The sequence below is a fragment of the Streptomyces sp. RPT161 genome, assembly GCF_027533845.1.
In the GTDB taxonomy this organism is placed as follows: domain Bacteria; phylum Actinomycetota; class Actinomycetes; order Streptomycetales; family Streptomycetaceae; genus Streptantibioticus_A; species Streptantibioticus_A silvisoli_A.
The window spans coordinates 102115-120906 of record NZ_JAPZVN010000014.1; the positions used below are offsets into that span (position 1 = coordinate 102115).

Here is an 18792-nt window from a genome sequence, read left to right on the forward strand (position 1 = left end):
GCGATGGACGCGTTGATCCAACTCGACGGGGTGCGCAAGGAGTTCGAGGTGCGCCGCAGAGCCGGGCTGCTGCGCCGCGAACGCCGCACGGTGCGTGCCGTGGACGGGCTGAGTTTCGAGGTGGCGCGCGGTGAGATGGTCGGCTACATCGGGCCCAACGGCGCGGGGAAGTCCACCACGATCAAGATGCTCACCGGGATCCTCGTGCCCAGCGGTGGGCGGCTGAGCGTCGCGGGCGTCGACCCGTCCCGCGAACGCACCCGGCTGGCCCGCCGCATCGGCGTGGTCTTCGGGCAGCGCACCACGTTGTGGTGGGACCTGCCGCTGCGCGACTCCTACGAACTCGTCCGGCGCATCTACCGGATCGCGCGCGACCGTTACACCGCCAACCTGGAGGCCTGCGTCGAACTCCTGGACCTGGCCGAGCTGTTGGACGTGCCGGTACGCCAACTCTCCCTCGGCCAGCGGATGCGCGCCGACATCGCCGCGGCGCTGCTGCACGACCCCGAGGTGCTCTACCTCGACGAGCCCACCATCGGCCTTGACGTGGTCAGCAAGGCCAAGGTCCGCGAGTTCCTGCGCCAGGTCAACACCGAGCGCGCCACCACCGTGCTGCTGACCACGCATGACCTCACCGACATCGAGCAGCTGTGCCGGCGCGTGATGGTCATCGACCACGGGCGGCTGGTCTACGACGGCGGCCTCGACGGCCTGCACGCGGTGGGGGAGAGCGAACGCACCCTGGTGGTCGACTTCGAGCGCGAACTGCCCCCGGTGAACATCGACGGCGCCCGCGCCGTCCGCACCGAGGGCCCCCGCCAGTGGCTGGCCTTCCCGGCCGCCGCCAGCGCGGCCCCCCTCGTGGCCGAACTGGCCGCCCGCTACCCCCTGGTGGACCTCTCGATCCGCGAGCCCGCCATCGAGGACGTCATCGCGAGGATGTACGGGGGCCGGGATGAGGCTTCGCGGCTTCCCGGGTGACTTCCCGCTGAGCGGGAGGCATTCCGCGGCGGCGTCGGCGCGACCGCGACGGCGCGGACCGGCGGTGCCGGCCAACCGCCGGGCGGAGCGCCCGTCACACGGTGGCCGGGGCGGAGCCCAGCAGCGTGGACAGGTCGACCGCGTCGGCCATGGCCTGGTAGCCCGCGTCGTTGGGGTGCAGATGGTCGCCCGAGTCGTACACCGGGCGCAGCCGGGTCGGGTGCTGCGGGTCGCGCAGTGCCAGATCGAAGTCGACCACGCCGTCGAAGACCCGGCCGGCGCGGATCGCCGCGTTGACCTGTTCCCGGACGGCGTCGAACTGCGGCTGGTAACCGCGTTCGCCCTCGAACGGCGTCAGCGTCCCGCCGACCACCCGGATGCCGTGCGCGTGTGCCTCGCGGGTGATCTCCTGCAGCCCCGCGACGATGGCGTTCGCGTCGCTCTGGTGCGGCGACAGGATGATGTCGTTGATGCCGAGTTCGACGATGAGCGTCTTGGCGCCGGTCCTGGACAGCGCGTCACGGTTGACCCGCTGCAGCGCGCTGGGGCCGTTGCCCGCCAGGTTCGGCGGGGCGTCCAGCAGCACCCGGTTGCCGCTGATGCCCTCGTTGAGCACGCCCAGCCGCGGCCCCTGCGGGCTGCCGTCGAGCCGCTCGGCGAGGTAGTCGGTCCAGCGGTGGTTGGCGCCGACGGTGGAGGTGAAGCCGTCCGTGATGGAGTCGCCGAGGGCGACGACCGCGCCCTTGGCCTGGTCGGTCCACACGTCGACCGCGGTCACGTAGCGCCAGTACGGGCTCTGCTCGGTGAAGGCGGTCCCGTCGGGGTCCGCCGTGTGGTCACCCTGCGCCAGGTAGGACGTCTGACGGGCGTGCGGGTGGTAGGTGACGGCGCCGGAGGCGTACGGGCTGAAGGTGGTGACCAGCAGGTCGGTCGCGCCCGGTACCCGCAGCCGCACCGGATCGCTGAGCACGCTCTCGCCCACCGGCACCGTCACCGCGGCACGCCCCCCGAAGGACAGCGCGGCCAGTGTGCCGGGCAGCGCGTCGGGCCCGCCGGTGCCGTCCGCGACCGCCAGCGTGGTGTGCGTCAGGACGAGCGGCGCGCTGCCGAACAGGTTGGACAACTGCACCCGGGCGGCGGTGCCGCCCACACTGGTGTGCAGCACGTTCCGGATCGACATGTCGGGGTAGCCGTGCGGCGTGTTCGGCTCCGCGGCGGCGGGTGCGGTGGCCCATGTGCCCACCCAGGCTCCGGCGGCGGCCTGGGCGGCCGCGGTCGACCGGGGCTGGGGCGCCGTCGTCGTGTCATCGGTGTGCGTGCCGCCGACGCTCACGAATATCGCGGCGCACACCACGGCCACCACCGACGCCAGCGTGGCCAGCAGGGCATAACCGGACTTCCTGGTCACGCGGTGCTTCTCCTCGGTCCTTGGGCGGCGGTACCGCGCGCCGCGCCCCATGATCATATGGGGCGCTCCGGCACTCCGCGCCGAACCGCGGGTGCCGCCCGTAGAGACGACGGGAACCTGCCGATCGTTCCTCAGACGGATGTGACGGAGACAATCACGGGGTGGAACGGATGGATGTGGTGGCGAAGACCGCTGCGGGGCGGCCCGGTGGCGGGTTCTCGTACGGTCCCGCGGACGAGGAGCGACGGCGCGGCGTCCGCAGGATGAAGCTGGTCGCGACCGGCTTCCTGGCGGTCGCGACGTTGGCGTACGGGCTCGCCAAATGGGCGGAGGTGGCTGGGGCCGGCGCCTGGGCGGGATACGTGGCGGCGGCGGCCGAGGCCGGGATGGTCGGCGCGCTGGCCGACTGGTTCGCGGTGACGGCGCTGTTCAAACGGCCGTTGGGGCTGCCCATTCCGCACACCGCGATCATCCCGACGAAGAAGGACGTCCTGGGCCGCTCGCTGGGCGACTTCGTCGGTGAGAACTTCCTGTCCGAGCAGGTGGTGCGGACCAGACTCAGGGCGGTCGGCATCGGTTCCCGGCTGGGCGGCTGGCTGGCCGATCCGGAGCACGCCGACCGGGTCACCGAGCAGGCGGCGGCCGCGCTGCGCGGTGCGCTGCGGGTGCTGCGGGACTCCGACGTGCAGGCGGTGGTCGGCGAGGCGGTCACCCGCCGGGCGGACGCCATGGACGTGGCGCCGGGTCTGGGCCGGATGCTGGAGCGGGTGGTCGGCGAGGGCGGCCACCGGCGGGTGGTGGACCTGGTGTGCGTAAGGGCCCACGACTGGCTGGTCTTGCACGGCGACTCGGTGATGGGCGCGGTGCAGAACGGGGCGCCCGGCTGGACGCCGCGCTTCGTGGACCGGCGGGTCGGCGAGCGGGTCTACAAGGAACTGCTGCGCTTCGTCGGTGAGATGCGGGACATGCCGGACCATCCGGCGCGGGGTGCGCTTGACCGCTTCCTGTCGGACTTCGCGCGGGAGTTGCAGTCCGACCCGGACACCCGGGAGCGGGTGGAGCGGTTGAAGCGTGACCTGCTGGCGCGCGGCGAGGTGCAGGATCTGATCGAGTCGACGTGGAACGCGGTGCGGTCGATGGTGGTCGCGGCCGCCGCCGACGAGCGCAGTGAACTGCGGTTGCGCACAAGGGCGTCACTGCTGTCCCTGGGCGCCCGGATGGCGTCCGACCGGCGCCTCCAGGCGAAGGTGGACGGCTGGCTGGAGGACGCGGCGACGTATGTGGTGACCACCTACCGGGACGAGATCACCGCGTTGATCACCGAAACCGTGGCGAGTTGGGACGCCGAACAGACCTCCCGCAAGATCGAGGCGCATGTCGGTCGCGACCTCCAGTTCATCCGCATCAACGGCACGGTGGTGGGCGCCCTGGCGGGCCTGCTGATCTACACCGTGTCGAGGGTGGTGGGCGGTTGACCGGTGAGGCCCGCGAGTCCGTGCGGCGGTCACGCTAGGGTCAATGAGTGTCAACACCACTCAAACGCCGCCGTTCACTTCTCTGGCTGCTCGTTCCGTATGTGTTCTTCCTGGCGGCCCTACCGCTGGTGAACCGGGTCCACCCGGTGGTGCTGGGCATTCCGTTCCTGTTCTTCTGGATGCTGCTGGCGACCGCCGTGACGCCGCTGGCGGTATGGCGGGCGCACCGTGGTGACAGGGGCGTGCGGTCGTGAACGCGGCGGTGGCGACCTCGGTGTTCGGGGTCTTCATGGTGCTCACGGTGGCGCTGGGGCTGCTCGCGGTGCGCGGCCGCGGCGCCTCGGGCGGACTCACCGACTGGTCGGTGGGCGGCCGGAGCATGGGCACCCTCTTCATCTGGCTGCTGATGGCGGGCGAGAGCTACACGAGCTTCAGCTATCTGGGCGCGGCGGGCTGGGGTTACAACTATGGCGCACCGGTGCTCTATGTCATCGCGTACCTTTCCTGCGGCTACGCGGTGGGTTATGTCGTCGGGCCGATGCTGTGGAGTTACGCCCGCAGGCACGGCCTGGTCTCGATCACCGATCTGGTCGCGTACCGGTTCGCCAGCCCCTGGCTGGGCGCGGCGGTCGCGGTGCTGGCCACGGTCTGCCTGCTGCCGTACATCCAGCTCCAGATCACCGGCATGGGGGTGGTGGTCGCCACCATCTCGCACGGGGCGATCAGCCTCAACTGGGCTTATCTCATCGCCTTCCTGGTGACCACATGCTTCGTGGTGGTCAGTGGGCTGCGCGGCAGCGCCTGGGTGTCGGTGCTCAAGGACGCACTGGTCATCGGCACGTTGGGGTTCCTGGCGGTGTACGTGCCGTTCCACTACTTCGGCGGGTACGGGGAGTTGCTCGGCCGGCTGGTGGCGCACAGGGCGCAGTGGCTGACGTTCCCCGGGCACGCCTCCGGCGGTCTGGGGCAGACCTGGTTCATCACCACCACGGTGCTCAACTCGCTGACGATCACGGTCTTCCCGACCACCGTCGCGGGCTACCTGGGCGCCCGGGACGCGGAGGTGCTGCGGCGCAACGCGATCTGGCTGCCGTGTTACCAGGTGCTGCTGTTCGTGCCCGTACTGCTGGGCATGGCCGCGCTGTTCGTGGTCCCGGGGCTGACCGGCGCGGGTTCGAACCTGGCCCTGTTCCGGCTGGTGGTCGACTCGCTGCCCGGCTGGCTGGTGGGCCTGGTAGGGGCGGCGGCGGCGCTCTCCTCGATCGTGCCGATGGCGGTGTTCATGCTGGTCATCGGCACGATGTGGGGGCGCAGCGTGCTCGGCGCGGTGCCGCGGCTGGCGGACCGGCAGAAGCTGTGGTCCCAACTGGTCGTGGTGGCGGCGGGGGTACTGGCGCTGCTGATGACGTACGAGGCGCCGAACACCCTGGTGCGGCTGTCGCTGATCTCCTACGAGGGCATGGCGCAGCTGGTGCCGATGGTGCTGCTCGGGCTGCTCTGGCGCCGGTTGACGCTCCCCGGCGCGCTGAGCGGGCTGGTGGCCGGGTTCACGGTGGTCTGTCTGCTGGTCTTCTCCGACCGCGATCCGCTGTGGGGGGTGAACGCCGGGCTGCTGGCGCTGGGGGTGAACGTGCTGGTCACGCTGGTGGTGACGTACGCGGGTCCGCGCCCGGCGGACCCGCGACCGGACGAGGAGGTGCTGGCCGAGGAGGCGTTGTCGGCGGGGCGGTCTAGTATCTGAAGGCAGGGAGGGGGTGCTGAGATGTTCCGTGGTGTTGACGCGCTGCGCGCCTACCTCGGCACGCTGATCCTGCTGCTGGCCGGGTTGTTGCTGACCCACGCCCAGCTGACCACCGCGGTCGCGGCCGTGGCGGCCACCGCCGCGGCGGTGCTGCTGTGCCGTGCCTTCGTCGACGCGGTGGCGGCACGGCCGGTACCACCGGGCCGAATACGCACCGCCATCCGCGACCGTGAACGCCGCACGGCCTTCCTCCCGCAACGCGACCCGGACGCGTCGGGCCGCCCCCGCCCCCGAGCACCAGGCCGTCTCCGCGGGACGGCCACGTAGCGTCTTTTCGGTGGATTCGGCGGTCGGACCGTACCCGGTTCGGCACCGCCGGGTCACGCCCTCGCGGTTGCTCACCACCGCGGCGGTTCCGCACCGACCGCAACCCCATCGCATGGACCGCACGGAAAGCGCTGCACGGACCGTCCCCTGCCGGATTCCAGATCCCGCCAGGACGATCCCGTGGAGCCCAACCATGTCCGTTTTCACCCCACTTACCGCACTGCTTTCCCAACTCGCCGACGGCTTGGCGCCGCTGGCCGGCGATTCGGCGATGGCCGCCGCGATCGTCGTGTTCACCCTGTGCGTACGCCTCGCGCTCCACCCGCTGGCGCGGGCCGCCGCACGCGGTGAGCGGGTCCGCACCCGGTTGGCGCCGCGTGTCGCGGAGCTGAACGCCAGGTACAAGGGCGACCCGCAGCGCATGCGGCAGGCGGTGACCGAGCTGTACGCGAAGGAGGGAGTGTCGCCCATCACCGGTTGTCTGCCGTCGCTGCTCCAACTCCCGGTCTTCGCCGTGATGTACCACCTGTTCTCGGGCAGCGGCGGCGCACTCCGCCAGCACGCCCTGGCGGGCGCACCGCTCGGCGGCCACTGGCTGGACGCGGTTCGCGCCGGTGGGGTGTGCGGGCCGCAGGGGTTGGTCTATCTCGCCGTCTTCGCGGTGATCGCCGCGGTCGCGGCCTGGACGTACCGGCGTGCCCGCGGGACGGCCGCGCAGGCCGCCCCGCTACCGGACGCACCGGGCGCGGCCGGACTCGCGAAGTTCCTTCCGCTGCTGTCCTTCGGCACGCTCGTCACCGCAGCCCTCCTCCCGCTCGCCACCGGGCTCTACCTGGCGACCACCACGACCTGGACCGCCGTGGAGCGGGCACTGCTGCAGCGGACGCCGAACGAGGCCGTCCCGGCACCCGGCACCGTGGCGTCCACGAAGTGAGCCGGTCTTGCGGAGTGGGCGGTCGTGATTGGAGGATCGGACAAGTCATCCGATGACCGTCCTCGTCGGTTGCGTGGTGCCGCAGGGCCGCCAGCCCTGCGGCACAGCGTGTCCATCCTCGACCACGGGAGACTTTGAATGAGGCTGCTGCGTGTCGGACCGGCGGGAGCGGAGCGTCCGGCGTTGCTGGACGGCGACGGGAACCTGCGTGATCTTTCGGGCCTGGTGCCCGACATCGACGGTGCGCTGCTCGCCGACGAGTCCGCGCTGGCGGGCGTACGCCGTGCCGCGCGGGGCGGTGCGCTGCCCGTCCTCGACCGGCCGGAGCAGCGGGTCGGCCCGCCGCTCGGCCGGATCGGCAAGATCGTCTGCATCGGGCTCAACTACCACGACCACGCCGCCGAGACGGGGGCGGAGGTTCCGGCCGAGCCGGTGGTGTTCATGAAGGCGCCGGACACGGTGGTGGGTCCGCAGGACACCGTGCTCATCCCCAAGGGCAGCGTGAAGACCGACTGGGAGGTCGAGTTGGCGGTCGTCATCGGCCGCACCGCGCGCTGGCTGGAGACCGACGCGGAGGCGTTGGCGGCCGTCGCCGGGTACACGATCGCGCACGACGTGTCAGAGCGCGAGTTCCAGATCGAGCGCGGCGGCCAGTGGGACAAGGGCAAGAACTGCGAGACGTTCAACCCGCTCGGCCCCTGGCTGGTCACCGCCGACGAGATCGCCGACCCGCAGGATCTGGCGCTGCGGTTGTGGGTCAACGGCGAGCTGCGGCAGGACGGTTCGACGGCGGACCAGATCTTCCCGGTCGCCCATGTCGTGCGGTACCTCAGCCGCTTCATGACCCTCTACCCCGGCGACATCATCAACACCGGCACGCCGGCGGGCGTGGCCCTCGGCCAACCGGAGCCCAAGCCGTACCTACGAGCAGGCGACGTGGTCGAACTGGAAATCACCGGCCTGGGCCGCCAGCGCCAGGTCCTGAAGAACGCGTAAGGGGCCCTTCCGGCGGGGTTCCGCCGTCGGGGTTGCGATGGGTTCGGCACCGCCGGTCCGCACCGCCAGGATCGCTCGCCGCTTCGGCGGTCCGGACCGCCGGGGCAAGCGCCCGGCGGTCCGGACCGAACCGCCAACTCCTCGGTGGCATCGGAGGTTTGCGAGGGAAAGGCCCGCCGGGACGGCGCCGAACCGAGCGCGACCCCGGACGAGAGCCGTCCCGTTCAGGCGACGAAGCGCTCCAGCGCGGTGGCCACCAGAGCGTGGTCGTCGGCCTGCCGCAGGCCGGAGACGGCGGCCGCGCCGATGACGCCGACGCCCCGTACACGCAGGGGAAACGCGCCGCCGTGTGCCGCGTAGCGGGAGGGGTCCAGGCGGGCGGACTCCTCGAACGTGGTGCCCTTGGCGCGGAACCGCGTTCCGACCAGGTAGGAGCTTTCCGCGTACCGCTCCACCACCCGGCACTTGCGCGCCAGCCACTCGTCGTTGTCCGCGGACGAGCCGGGCAGCGCGCAGTGGAAGAGTCGCTGCGGCCCGCGCAGCACGGTGATCGCCACCGGCGCCCGGCGCTCCACGGCCAGTTCCCGCAGCAGCCCGCCCAGCCGCCAGGCGTCGTCATGCGTGAACTGCCCCAGGATGAGCCGTTGTTCCTGCTCCTCCAGCACCGGCACCAGTGCCAGCGCCTCCTGTCGCTCCATCGTCACCGCCCCGCCAGCTCGACCGTGCGCCGCTCCGCCGCCGACGCCCGCGCCGCCTCGAGTACCGTCAGCGCGGCCACCGCCTCACGTGCGGTCACCGGTGGCGCGGTGCCGTCGCGCAGAGCGGCCGCGATCGCCGCGTAGTAGGCGGGGTAGTCCCCGGGCAGCGTCGGCACCGCGGCGCCCCCGCCGGTCAGCGGCGACTCACCGGCACCGAGCCGACCCCATGCCTCCTGCGGCTCCGTACCCCAGCCCGACCCGGGCCGCAGGCCCTCCCGTAGCGCCGCCTCCTGGGGATCGAGCCCGTACTTCACATAGCCCGCGACCGACCCCGAGACCCGGAAGCGCGGCCCGAGTTGGGGGACCACCGCGCTCGCCCACAGATGGGAGCGGACGCCGTTCACATGCTCCAGGGCGATGAACGTGTCGTCGTCCGCCTCGGCTTCCGGGCGCCGTACATCGGACTCGGCGAACACGGTGCGCACCGGCCCGAAGAGGGTGAGCGCCTGGTCCACCAGATGGCTGCCCAGGTCGTACAGCAGCCCGCCGAACTCCGCCGGGTCGCCGGACTCGCGCCAGCCGCCCTTGGGGCGCGGGCGCCACCGCTCGAAGCGCGACTCGAAGCGGCGCACCTCGCCGAGCTCGCCGGTGTCGATGAGGTGGCGCACGGTGCGGAAGTCGCCGTCCCAGCGGCGGTTCTGGAACACCGAGAGCAGCAGGCCGCGTTCCTCGGCGAGGTCGGCGAGCGCCGCGGCCTGCGCCGCGGTACCGGCCACCGGCTTGTCCACCACGACGGGCAGCCCGGCCCGCAGCGCGTCGGTCGCCAGCGGGACGTGGGTGCGGTTCGGGGACGCGATGACGACCAGGTCCAGCTGGTCCGCACGGCTCCACAGCTCCTCGGCCGAGGCCACCGTGCGTACCTGCGGATGTTCGGCCTTGGCCTGCGCCTGCCGCTCGGGGTTCGAGGTGACCACGGTGTCCAGCAGCAGGCCCTCGGTGGCGGCGATCAGCGGTGCGTGGAAGACGGAACCGGCCAGGCCGTAGCCGATGAGGCCGACGCGGAGCGGAGAGTTCACAGGCATGCCGACCACTAAAGCAACGCTGTTGCGAAAGTGCAAGCGTCAGCGACAATGGGAGCGTGAACAGGGGTAACTCCGGGGCCAACCTGCCCGTACTGCGCGACCACAACGCCGCACTCGTGCTGGACCTGCTGCGTTCCGCCACCGCGGGCGGCGGCGCCGGGATCAGCCGCCTGGAGCTGGCAGAGCGCACCGGCCTCACCCCGCAGGCGGTCAGCAAGATCGTGGCGCGTCTGCGCGCCGAGGGCCTGGCGACGGAGGCGGGCCGCCGCGCCTCCACCGGCGGCAAGCCCCGCACCCTGCTGCGGCTGGTGCCCAGCGCGCGGTACGCGATCGGGCTGCACCTGGACCGGGACGAGATGACGGCGGTACTGGTCGACCTGACCGGAGAGCGGGTGGCGGTACGCACCGCGCCGTTCGACCTCGGCGCGGACCCGGCGGCGGTGCTGGACGCGGTCGCCGCGCGGGTGCGCGAACTGCTCACCGGGGTCGACGGCCGGGCGGTGCTGGGAGCCGGGGTCGCCGTCCCCGGCCCGCTCGACCACCGGTCCGGTGTGCTGCGCCGGGTCACCCGCTTCCCGCACTGGGACGGCTTCCCGCTGGGGGACGCGCTCGCCGACCGGCTCGGCCTGCCGGTCACCGTGGACAAGGACACCAACGCGGCTGCGCTGGCCGTACTGGGGCTTCGCGACGCCCCGCCGGAGAGCCGCCCCGCCGAGGGCGCGGACGCGGCGCCCTCCCAACCCGCCGACCCCGCAGGCTCGTTCGCCTATCTCCACCTGGGCACCGGCCTGGGCGCCGGACTCGTGCTGGACGGTGCCGTCTACCGGGGGCCACGCACCGGGGCCGGGGAGTTCGGGCACCAGGTGGTGCGGTTGGACGGGCCGCCCTGCGGGTGCGGCAAGCGGGGTTGCCTGGAGGCCCTCTGCCTGGCGGCACTGAGCCGCGCCGACACCGTGACGGCGGCGCGTCTGCTCGGTGTGGGCGCCGCCAACCTGGTCGCGCTGCTCGACATCGACCGGGTCGTACTGGGCGGCCGTGCGGTGCTCGCCGCCCGCGAGACCTTCGCCGTGGGCGTCGCCGCCGTGCTCGCCGAGCAGTCCGCCCACCCGGTCCCGGTCACCGTCGCCCCCGCCGACCGGCCGACCGTCGCCGACGGCGCGGCCCGGTTGGTGCTGGCCCCGGTCTTCGGCCGCGAGGCACTCGGCTGAACCGCTGCGCCGTCCGGGCGCATACCGGGCCGCGCGACGGCGGGCCGCCGCCGGGCGAGCGGGCGGCGCCGGGTCTGATGGAAACACCAAGGCCGCCCCGCACCAGACCCGGCACGGTGATCCCGTACCGGCGAGACAGACAGCGAAGGTCCGACCCATGCACCTGGGCAGTGCGCCGCTTCGCGGCGCCCTTGTCATCTCCGCCGCCACGATCGTTCCACTGCTCGGGCCCACCCTCGCGGCGGCGGCCCCGCAGGATTCCGATCCGGCGCCGCCCGCCTGCGGCAGCCCGGACTGCCGCGAGGCCCGTCCCACGGCCTTACTGGCCGACCGGCAACGGAAGTTGACCGGACTGCACCGCGCCTCCCGGGGCCACGACAGCGGTTCCACGGTCTTTCCGATGCTGCTGGTCGGCGCCGCCCTGATGGCGGGGGCGCGCCGCACCGTCCCCTGGCGCGGCAGGTTCTGAACCCCTGGTCGTGGCGCCTCCACCGCTCTGCGAGGATCGCGGCGTGAACGACCCGCGCGACACCCAAGGCAGCGACGCCCCGAGCGGCGGCACCCCCGGCGCACCCGTACGGTCCGGGATCCCCGAGCACGGCCGCATCCCCAAGTACTACGCAGTGAAGACTCAGTTGGAGTCGTTGCTGGACGAACTGGGCGAGGGCGGCGCTCTGCCCACCGAGCGCGACCTCGCCGCGCGTTTCGGGGTGGCCAGGGAAACCGTGCGGCAGGCCGTGCGGGAACTGCTGATCCAGGGCCGGGTGCGGCGCAAGGGGCGCGGCACGGTGGCGGCCGGACCCAAGCTGGAGCAGCCGCTCTCCCTGGTCTCGTACACCGAGGGGGTGCGCCGCCAGGGCAAGGTGCCCGGCCGCAGCCTGATCGGGCTGGACCGGGTGCCCGCCGGTGCGCAGCTCGCGGAACAACTGGACATCGGCGCCAACGATCCGGTGTGGCATCTGGAACGGGTGCTGCTCGCCGACGACGAGCGGGTGGGCCTGGAGAGCACGTATGTCTCGGTGGACCGGTTCCCGTACCTGGAACGGGACTTCGACCCCGACTCGTCGTTCTACGCGTTCCTGCGCGACCAGCTCGGCGTGCGGTTCGCCGCCGCGGAGGAGCGGATCGAGACGGTGCTGGCCACCCCGCGCGAGGCGCTGCTCATCGGCACCCCGCCCGCGCTGCCGATGCTGCTGCTCAACCGGGTCTCCCGGGACACCGACGGCCGCCCGGTGGAGCGCGTGCGCTCCCTCTACCGCGGCGACCGTTTCAGTTTCACCACACATCTGACCGGGGCCTGACGTCCCCCGCCGTGCGCTTGGTAGCGTACGGCCATGTCACGAATAGATAACGGGTCTAGCCCAAACGTGATGGGCTGTTCATCGTCGATTCATCACTCCGACGCGACCACTCAAGCCCCGGCACACAAGCTCCGGGGCATGAGAGTCGTCATCGTCGGCGCCGGGGCACTCGGCACCATGCACGCCTGGCACGCGGTCGCCCGCGGGCACGAAGTCGTCCACATCGAGCGGGAGCGCGACGCGCGCGGTGCCTCGGTGCGCAACTTCGGGCTCGTCTGGGTCGGCGGCCGGGCAACCGGAGCGGAGCTGGAGACCGCGCTGCGGGCGCGCGAACTGTGGCAGGAGATCGGCGCCCGGGTACCCGGCGTCGGCTTCCGGCCCAACGGCTCGCTGACCGCCGTGCGCACCGAGGCCGAACGCGCCGTGGCCGACGAGGTGCTGTCCCGCTCCGACGCGGACGTGCGCGGCCTGAAGTGGCTGGACGCCGCCGAGACCCGGGCGCTCAACCCGGCGCTGCGCGGCGAACTGCTCGGCGCCCTGTGGTGCGAGCGGGACGCCGCGGTGGAGCCCCGGCTCACCCAGCGCGCGCTGCGCGAACACCTCACCGCCTCCGGCCGCTACACCTTCCTGGGCGGCCGGGAGGTCCGCGAGGTCGGCCCCGAGAAGGTCGTCGACGACCACGGCCAGGCCCATCACGCCGACGCCGTCGTACTGTGCACCGGCGCCTGGCTGTCCGGTCTGGTGCGGGAGCTGGCCCCCGAACTGCCGGTCCGCAAGGTGCGGTTGCAGATGATGCAGACCGATCCGCTGGGCGAACCGCTCACCACCTCGGTCGCCGACGCGGACAGCTTCCGCTACTACCCGGCGTACGCGGGCGGCGCGCTGGACGCGCTGAACGACGGACAGCCGCAGGCGGACACCGCCGCCGAGCACCGGATGCAACTGCTCATGGTGCAGCGCCTGGACGGCGGACTGACCATCGGGGACACCCACGAGTACGCCGAACCGTTCGGCTTCGACGTGGTCGAGGAGCCGTACGAGCACCTGAGCGACGTCGCCGAGGCGCTGCTCGGCCGCCCGTTGCCGCGCATCCGGCACCGCTGGGCCGGGGTGTACGCGCAGTGCGTGGACACCGCGCGGGTGGTGCACCGCGAGCAGGTGGCGGACGGGGTCTGGCTGGTCACCGGCCCCGGCGGGCGCGGCATGACCTGCTCGCCCGCGATCGGCGAGGCGACCGCGAACGAGCTGGGCTGGTAAGGAAGTTGGTAAGGGAAATGACGGAAATGCCGGAACGCGATATCAAACTGATCGTCCTGGACATGGCGGGTACCACCGTCGCCGACGGCGGCCTGGTCGAGCAGGCCTTCACCCGGGCCGCCGAACGGCTGGGCGTGGAGCCGGACCTGGAGTACGTCCGGGCCACCATGGGCGAGTCGAAGATCTCCGTCTTCCGCGCCCTGTTCGGTGACGAGGACTTCGCCCAGCGCGCCAACACCGAGTTCGAGCGGGCCTACGGCGAACTGGTCGACGGCGGCAGGGTCACCGCGCTGCCCGGCGCGGCCGAGGCCATCGCCGAACTGCGCGCCGAGGGCCGCAAGGTCGTGCTGACCACCGGGTTCGCCCGGGTCACCCAGGACGCCATCCTGGACGCACTCGGCTGGCGGGACATCGCCGACCTCACCCTCTGCCCGGCGGACGCCGGCCGCGGACGCCCGTACCCGGACATGGTGCTCACCGCGCTGCTGCGCACCGGCACCGACGACGTACGGCGTATCGCGGTCGCCGGGGACACCTCGTACGACATGCTCACCGGCGTCCGCTCCGGCGCCGGGATCGTGGCGGGCGTGCTCACCGGTGCGCACGACGAGCCGCGGCTGGCCGCCGCCGGTGCCACGCACGTCATCGGGTCGGTCGCTGAACTTCCCGCGCTGGTACGGGAGTTCTGAGATGGGCATCCGGTTCGACTCGGTCACCGTCCGGTACGGGGACAACACCGTCCTTGACTCCCTCGACCTGACCGTGGAACCCGGCGAAGTCATGGCACTGCTCGGCCCCTCGGGGTCGGGCAAGACCACCGCGCTGCGGGCCGTCGCCGGGTTCGTCACCCCGGCGTCCGGGCGGGTGCTGATCGGTGGCCGCGATGTCACCGCGCTGCCCCCGTACCGGCGCGGCATCGGCATGGTGGTCCAGCAGTACGCGCTCTTTCCGCACCTGCGGGTGGAACAGAACGTCGCCTTCGGCCTGAAGGCGCGGAAGGTGCCTCGCGCACGGATCACGGAGCGCGTCACCGAGGCGCTGCGGATGACCGGCATGGAGGGCTACGCCCGCCGGTATCCGCGGGAGCTGTCCGGCGGCCAGCAGCAACGGGTGGCGATCGCCCGCGCGCTGGCCATCCGGCCCGAGGTGCTGCTGCTGGACGAACCGCTGTCCGCGCTGGACGCGCAGCTGCGCTCCGGGATGCTCGCCGAACTCGCCAGGTTGCACCGAGAGTTGCCGGATGTCTCCATCCTCTACGTCACCCACGACCAGATCGAGGCGCTGACCCTCGCCGACCGGATCGCGGTCATGGACCGGGCGCGGCTGCGGGACTGCGGCACCCCGCAGGACCTCTACCGCAGGCCGCGCACCGAGTTCACCGCCTCCTTCGTCGGCAACGCCAATCTGCTGCCGGTCACGGTGGACGGTGGCGCGGTCCGCTTCGGCGCCACGGAACTGAAGGTTCCGGTGGACGGTGTGGCGCCGGGCGCGACCGCGACACTGTGTGTACGGCCGCACCTGGTCGGCCTGGGGGAGGGGCCCAACGCGCTGCGCGGCACGGTCGCCGAGGTGCAGTGGCGGGGTGCCACCCACCGGGTGCTGGTGGACGTGGACGGCCACCAGATCAAGGCGGACGTAAGGGAGTTGCGCACCCCGCCCGCGCTCGGCGAGCCGGTGTCCGTGCACTTCGCGGCCGAGGACGCGGTGCTGCTGGCGGCGGGGGTGGCCGATGGCTAGCCTCGCCCTCGCCGCCCCGCGGCGGGTTCCCCGCTGGCTGTGGGCGGTGCCGCCGCTGGCCGGGCTCGGACTGGTCTTCCTCTATCCGATGGCCCTGGTGGTGTGGCAGTCGGTCTCGCCGGACAGCGGCGGCCACGACCTGTCGGGGTACGGCACGGTGCTGTCCTCCGCCGGATTCCGCACCGCGCTGCTCAACACCGTGTGGATCGCGGCCGGTTCGACGCTCGGCTGCCTGGTGCTGGGCTTCGTCCTGGCCCTGGTGATCGCCTTCGTGCCGTTCCCCGGCGGCCGGGTGCTCAGCCGGTTCATCGACATCTTCCTGGCCTTCCCGTCCTTCCTGATCACACTGGCGCTGCTGTTCCTCTACGGGACGGTCGGCATCGTCAACGGCATCTGGACCGACGCCACCGGCGCCGCGCAGGGGCCGCTGGACTTCCTGCACACCCCGTGGGGCGTGCTGCTCGCCGAGGTCACCTACTTCACGCCGTTCGTGATGCGGCCACTGCTGGCCGCCTTCTCGCAGCTGGATACCGCCCAGATCGAGGCGGCGGCCTCGCTGGGCGCCCGGGCGCCGCGCATCGTACGGCAGGTGATCTGGCCGGAGGCACTGCCGTCACTGGCCGCGGGCGGCTCCCTGGTGCTGGTGATGTGCCTCAACGAGTTCGGAATCATCCTGTTCACCGGCGCCAAGGGCGTCACCACGCTGCCGATGCTCGTCTACAGCAAGGCGATCCTGGACGGTGACTACCCGGGGGCGTGTGTGGTCGCGGTGGTCAACATCGCGCTGTCGGTGGCGCTGTACGGCCTGTACCGGGTGGTCCTGGCCCGTGGCACTGGAGGTGCCCGTCGTGCTGGTGCATAGCCGAGGCGGCCGATGGGCCGTGTGGACCGTGTTCTTCGCCCTGTTCCTGCCGGTGTTCGCGCTGCCGTTCCTGGTCATCCTGGTGGCGTCCTTCGCCAGCGGCTGGAGCGGTGCCTTCCCCTCCGGGATGACGCTCGGCCACTACCAGGAGATCGCCCACGGCGACTCCCCGCACGCGCTGGTCACCAGCCTGGTCACCGCGCTGGTGGCCAGCCTGGCCGCGCTGGCCGTCGGCACGTGGGCGGCGCTCGCCGCGCAGGCGCTGCGGCGGCGCGGACGGCGGGTGATGGACGCGCTGTTCATGCTGCCGGTCGCGGTGCCGTCGGTGGTGGTCGGGCTGTCCCTGCTGGTGGCGTTCTCCAAGCCGCCGCTGCTGCTCAACGGCACCCCGGCCATCGTGATCGTGGCGCACACGGTGCTGGTGACGGCCTTCGCCTACCAGTCGGTCGGCGCCGCCCTCGCCCGCCTCGACCCGGCGTACGAGCAGAGCGCGGCGAGCCTTGGCGCGCGGCCGTCCTACGTGCTGTGGCGGGTGAAGCTGCCGCTGCTGCTGCCGTCGCTGACCGCCGCCGCCGCACTGTGCTTCGCCCTGTCCATGGGCGAGTTGAGCGCCACGATGATGCTCTATCCGCCGAACTGGGTGCCGCTTCCGGTGAGTGTCTTCGGCGCCACCGACCGCGGCGCCCTCTTCTCAGGGGCGGCGCTGGCGGTGGTTCTCATGGCCGCGACGCTGGCCGTCCTCCTCGCGGTCTCCCGCATCCGCACCAAAGCCACCTACCGGTAGCGGTGGGTGGGTTCACCGGGGGGCAAGCCCCCAGACCCCCAAAGGAGTTCCCCATGTCCGCCACGTCCGCCTTCTCCGTCAGAAGCGTCACCGCCGCCGTCGCCGTGCTCACCCTCGGCGCCTCCCTCACCGGCTGCGCCGGGTCCTCGTCCGGCGGCGGGCAGCAGATCACCGTCTACAGCGCCGACGGACTGAAGTCCGAGACCGGGGACGGCTTCTACGACAAGGTCTTCAAGGACTTCCAGTCCCAGACCGGCATCAAGGTCAACTACGTCGAGGGCGGCTCCGGGGAGATGGTGCAGCGCCTGATCCGTGAGCGCTCCAACACCCAGGCGGACGTGGTGGTCACGCTGCCGCCGTTCATCCAACAGGCCGAGCAGAAGGGGCTGTTGGCCAAGTACGCTCCGGCGGGTTCCGACCAGGTCTCGGACATCGACAAGGACGCGAACGGCGAGTGGACCTCCATCGTCAACAACTACCTGTGCTTCATCTACAACAAGAAGCAGCTGCCGCAGCCCCCGAAGACCTGGAACGACCTGCTGGACGCCAAGTTCAAGGGCAAGCTCCAGTACTCCACGCCGGGTGTCGCGGGTGACGGTACGGCCGTGCTGGTCAAGGCGCTCCACGACTTCCGCGGCCAGCCGGCGGCCATGGCGTTCCTGAAGAAGCTCCAGGCCAACAACGTCGGCCCGTCGAAGTCCACCGGCGCGCTGGCGTCCAAGGTCGACAAGGGCGAGCTGCTGGTCGCCAACGGTGACGTGCAGATGAACTTCGCGGACATGAAGTCCATGCCCAACCAGGGCATCTTCTTCCCGGCCGGGAACGACGGCGGCCAGCCGAGCACCTTCGCCCTGCCGTACGCGGCGGGCCTGGTGAAGAACGCGCCGCACAGCGAGAACGCCAAGAAGTTCCTGGACTTCCTGCTGTCCAAGCAGGTCCAGCAGGAGGTCTCCTCGATCGGCGGTGGCTTCTCGTCGCGCACCGATGTGGACGCAACGGACAAGAACGCCGATGCGCTCAAGCAGATCATGTCGGGCGTCCAGGTCTTCCAGCCGGACTGGAACCAGGTGAACAGCCAGTTGGACAGCTACGTCAGTGCCTGGCAGGCCGCCACCGGCAGCTAGGCTCGGAGGGGACCGGGGCAGCGCGTTCGAGGCGCCGCCCCGATCCCGAGCCGTTCCATCCGTGAAGGAGTCGTCCCCGTGGCAGAGCGCAAGCCGATCGAATCCTGGCTCACCGACATGGACGGCGTGCTCATCCACGAGGGCATCCCGCTCCCCGGGGCGGACGAGTTCATCAAACGGCTGCGGGAGTCCGGCAAGCCGTTCCTCGTGCTGACCAACAACTCCATCTACACCCCGCGCGACCTGCACGCCCGGCTGTCCCGGATGGGCCTGCTGGTGCCGGTGGAGAACATCTGGACCTCGGCGCTGGCCACCGCCAAGTTCCTCGACGACCAGCGGCCCTGCGGCACCGCCTACGTGATCGGCGAGGCGGGGCTGACCACGGCACTGCACGACATCGGCTACATCCTGTCCGACGCCGAGCCGGACTACGTGGTACTGGGGGAGACCCGCACCTACAGCTTTGAGGCGCTGACCAAGGCCATCCGCCTGATCGACGCGGGCGCCCGCTTCATCGCCACCAACCCCGACGAGGTCGGGCCCTCCGCCGAGGGCGCGCTGCCCGCCACCGGCTCGGTCGCCGCCCTGATCACCAAGGCCACCGGCAAGGAACCGTACTTCGTCGGCAAGCCCAACCCCCTGATGATGCGCGCGGGCCTGAACGCCATCGGCGCCCACTCCGAGACCTCCGCCATGATCGGCGACCGCATGGACACGGACGTCCGCGCGGGCATCGAGGCGGGCATGGAGACCTTCCTGGTCCTCTCCGGCCTGACCCAACCCGATGACGTGGAACGCCATCCCTTCCGCCCGTCCCGGGTGGTGAACTCGATCGCGGACCTGGTCGAGTTGGTCTGACACGAGTGACCCTGGCTGC

At 71.8% G+C, this 18792-nt stretch carries 20 protein-coding genes; 17 read left to right on the forward strand and 3 right to left on the reverse strand.

The features are described from left to right. The first annotated feature begins 3 nt into the window (after positions 1–3). Complete coding sequence (locus O5O46_RS24595) at positions 4–981, forward strand: ABC transporter ATP-binding protein (RefSeq protein ID WP_269857731.1); 978 nt, start codon at positions 4–6, stop codon at positions 979–981. Positions 982–1075: 94 nt separating this feature from the next. Here O5O46_RS24595 and O5O46_RS24600 read toward each other — a convergent pair whose 3' ends face one another. Continuing rightward, positions 1076–2389, reverse strand: coding sequence for an SGNH/GDSL hydrolase family protein (locus tag O5O46_RS24600; protein WP_269857732.1), 1314 nt, complete (start codon positions 2387–2389; stop codon positions 1076–1078). 170 nt (positions 2390–2559) lie between these two features. On the opposite strand from O5O46_RS24600, the gene O5O46_RS24605 reads away from it, so the two are divergent. The 6 genes from O5O46_RS24605 (at position 2560) to O5O46_RS24630 (ending at position 7862) form a co-directional block, all read left to right on the forward strand. Further along, entirely contained in the window at positions 2560–3864 is a 1305-nt protein-coding gene (locus tag O5O46_RS24605) for a DUF445 domain-containing protein (RefSeq protein ID WP_269857792.1), read from the forward strand. A gap of 47 nt (positions 3865–3911) precedes the next feature. Next, entirely contained in the window at positions 3912–4118 is a 207-nt protein-coding gene (locus O5O46_RS24610; RefSeq protein ID WP_269857733.1) for a DUF3311 domain-containing protein, read from the forward strand. Next, positions 4115–5605 carry a sodium:solute symporter family protein gene (locus tag O5O46_RS24615; RefSeq protein ID WP_269857734.1) on the forward strand — a complete coding sequence of 497 codons (1491 nt, stop codon included), beginning with the start codon at positions 4115–4117 and terminating at the stop codon, positions 5603–5605. The genes O5O46_RS24610 and O5O46_RS24615 overlap by 4 nt, the downstream gene beginning before the upstream one ends. Positions 5606–5626: 21 nt before the next feature. After that, on the forward strand, positions 5627–5932 hold the full coding sequence (locus O5O46_RS24620; RefSeq protein ID WP_269857735.1) for a DUF6412 domain-containing protein: 306 nt from the start codon (positions 5627–5629) through the stop codon (positions 5930–5932). 193 nt (positions 5933–6125) lie between these two features. Beyond that, the gene (locus tag O5O46_RS24625; protein ID WP_269857736.1) at positions 6126–6866 is read left to right on the forward strand and encodes a YidC/Oxa1 family membrane protein insertase; all 741 of its coding nucleotides are present in this window, start codon (positions 6126–6128) and stop codon (positions 6864–6866) included. 138 nt (positions 6867–7004) lie between these two features. Then, positions 7005–7862: a fumarylacetoacetate hydrolase family protein gene (locus tag O5O46_RS24630; protein WP_269857737.1), complete on the forward strand. Its 858-nt coding sequence runs from the start codon at positions 7005–7007 to the stop codon at positions 7860–7862. 224 nt (positions 7863–8086) lie between these two features. Here the strand turns inward: O5O46_RS24630 and O5O46_RS24635 are convergent, their stop codons facing one another. Together O5O46_RS24635 and O5O46_RS24640 are read right to left on the reverse strand one after the other, a co-directional pair. After that, the gene (locus tag O5O46_RS24635; protein ID WP_269857738.1) at positions 8087–8560 is read right to left on the reverse strand and encodes a heme-degrading domain-containing protein; all 474 of its coding nucleotides are present in this window, start codon (positions 8558–8560) and stop codon (positions 8087–8089) included. Between the two features lie 2 nt (positions 8561–8562). Beyond that, positions 8563–9642, reverse strand: coding sequence for a Gfo/Idh/MocA family oxidoreductase (locus tag O5O46_RS24640; RefSeq protein ID WP_269857739.1), 1080 nt, complete (start codon positions 9640–9642; stop codon positions 8563–8565). Between the two features lie 56 nt (positions 9643–9698). Between O5O46_RS24640 and O5O46_RS24645 the strand changes: the two genes are divergently transcribed. From O5O46_RS24645 to O5O46_RS24690, 10 genes are all read left to right on the forward strand, one after another. Beyond that, complete coding sequence (locus tag O5O46_RS24645) at positions 9699–10850, forward strand: ROK family transcriptional regulator (protein ID WP_269857740.1); 1152 nt, start codon at positions 9699–9701, stop codon at positions 10848–10850. 157 nt (positions 10851–11007) lie between these two features. After that, entirely contained in the window at positions 11008–11319 is a 312-nt protein-coding gene (locus tag O5O46_RS24650) for a hypothetical protein (RefSeq protein WP_269857741.1), read from the forward strand. Positions 11320–11362: 43 nt separating this feature from the next. Next, entirely contained in the window at positions 11363–12151 is a 789-nt protein-coding gene (locus O5O46_RS24655; protein ID WP_269857742.1) for a GntR family transcriptional regulator, read from the forward strand. 138 nt (positions 12152–12289) lie between these two features. Then, positions 12290–13408 (forward strand): TIGR03364 family FAD-dependent oxidoreductase, encoded by a 1119-nt coding sequence (locus O5O46_RS24660; protein WP_269857743.1) that lies wholly within the window; start codon positions 12290–12292, stop codon positions 13406–13408. A gap of 17 nt (positions 13409–13425) precedes the next feature. After that, a complete protein-coding gene (locus tag O5O46_RS24665; RefSeq protein ID WP_269857744.1) occupies positions 13426–14097 on the forward strand; it encodes a phosphonatase-like hydrolase in 672 nt (223 codons plus the stop codon). A 1-nt stretch (position 14098) separates the two neighbouring features. Next, complete coding sequence (locus O5O46_RS24670; RefSeq protein WP_269857745.1) at positions 14099–15145, forward strand: ABC transporter ATP-binding protein; 1047 nt, start codon at positions 14099–14101, stop codon at positions 15143–15145. After that, positions 15138–16007, forward strand: coding sequence for a 2-aminoethylphosphonate ABC transporter permease subunit (locus O5O46_RS24675; RefSeq protein WP_269857746.1), 870 nt, complete (start codon positions 15138–15140; stop codon positions 16005–16007). The genes O5O46_RS24670 and O5O46_RS24675 overlap by 8 nt, the downstream gene beginning before the upstream one ends. Then, positions 15994–16791, forward strand: a complete 798-nt coding sequence (locus O5O46_RS24680; RefSeq protein WP_269857747.1) for an ABC transporter permease — start codon at positions 15994–15996, stop codon at positions 16789–16791. Before O5O46_RS24675 ends, O5O46_RS24680 begins: the two co-directional genes overlap by 14 nt. Positions 16792–16844: 53 nt before the next feature. Next, positions 16845–17915: a 2-aminoethylphosphonate ABC transporter substrate-binding protein gene (locus O5O46_RS24685; protein ID WP_269857748.1), complete on the forward strand. Its 1071-nt coding sequence runs from the start codon at positions 16845–16847 to the stop codon at positions 17913–17915. Between the two features lie 78 nt (positions 17916–17993). Then, positions 17994–18773: an HAD-IIA family hydrolase gene (locus O5O46_RS24690; protein ID WP_269857749.1), complete on the forward strand. Its 780-nt coding sequence runs from the start codon at positions 17994–17996 to the stop codon at positions 18771–18773. Positions 18774–18792: the final 19 nt, after the last annotated feature.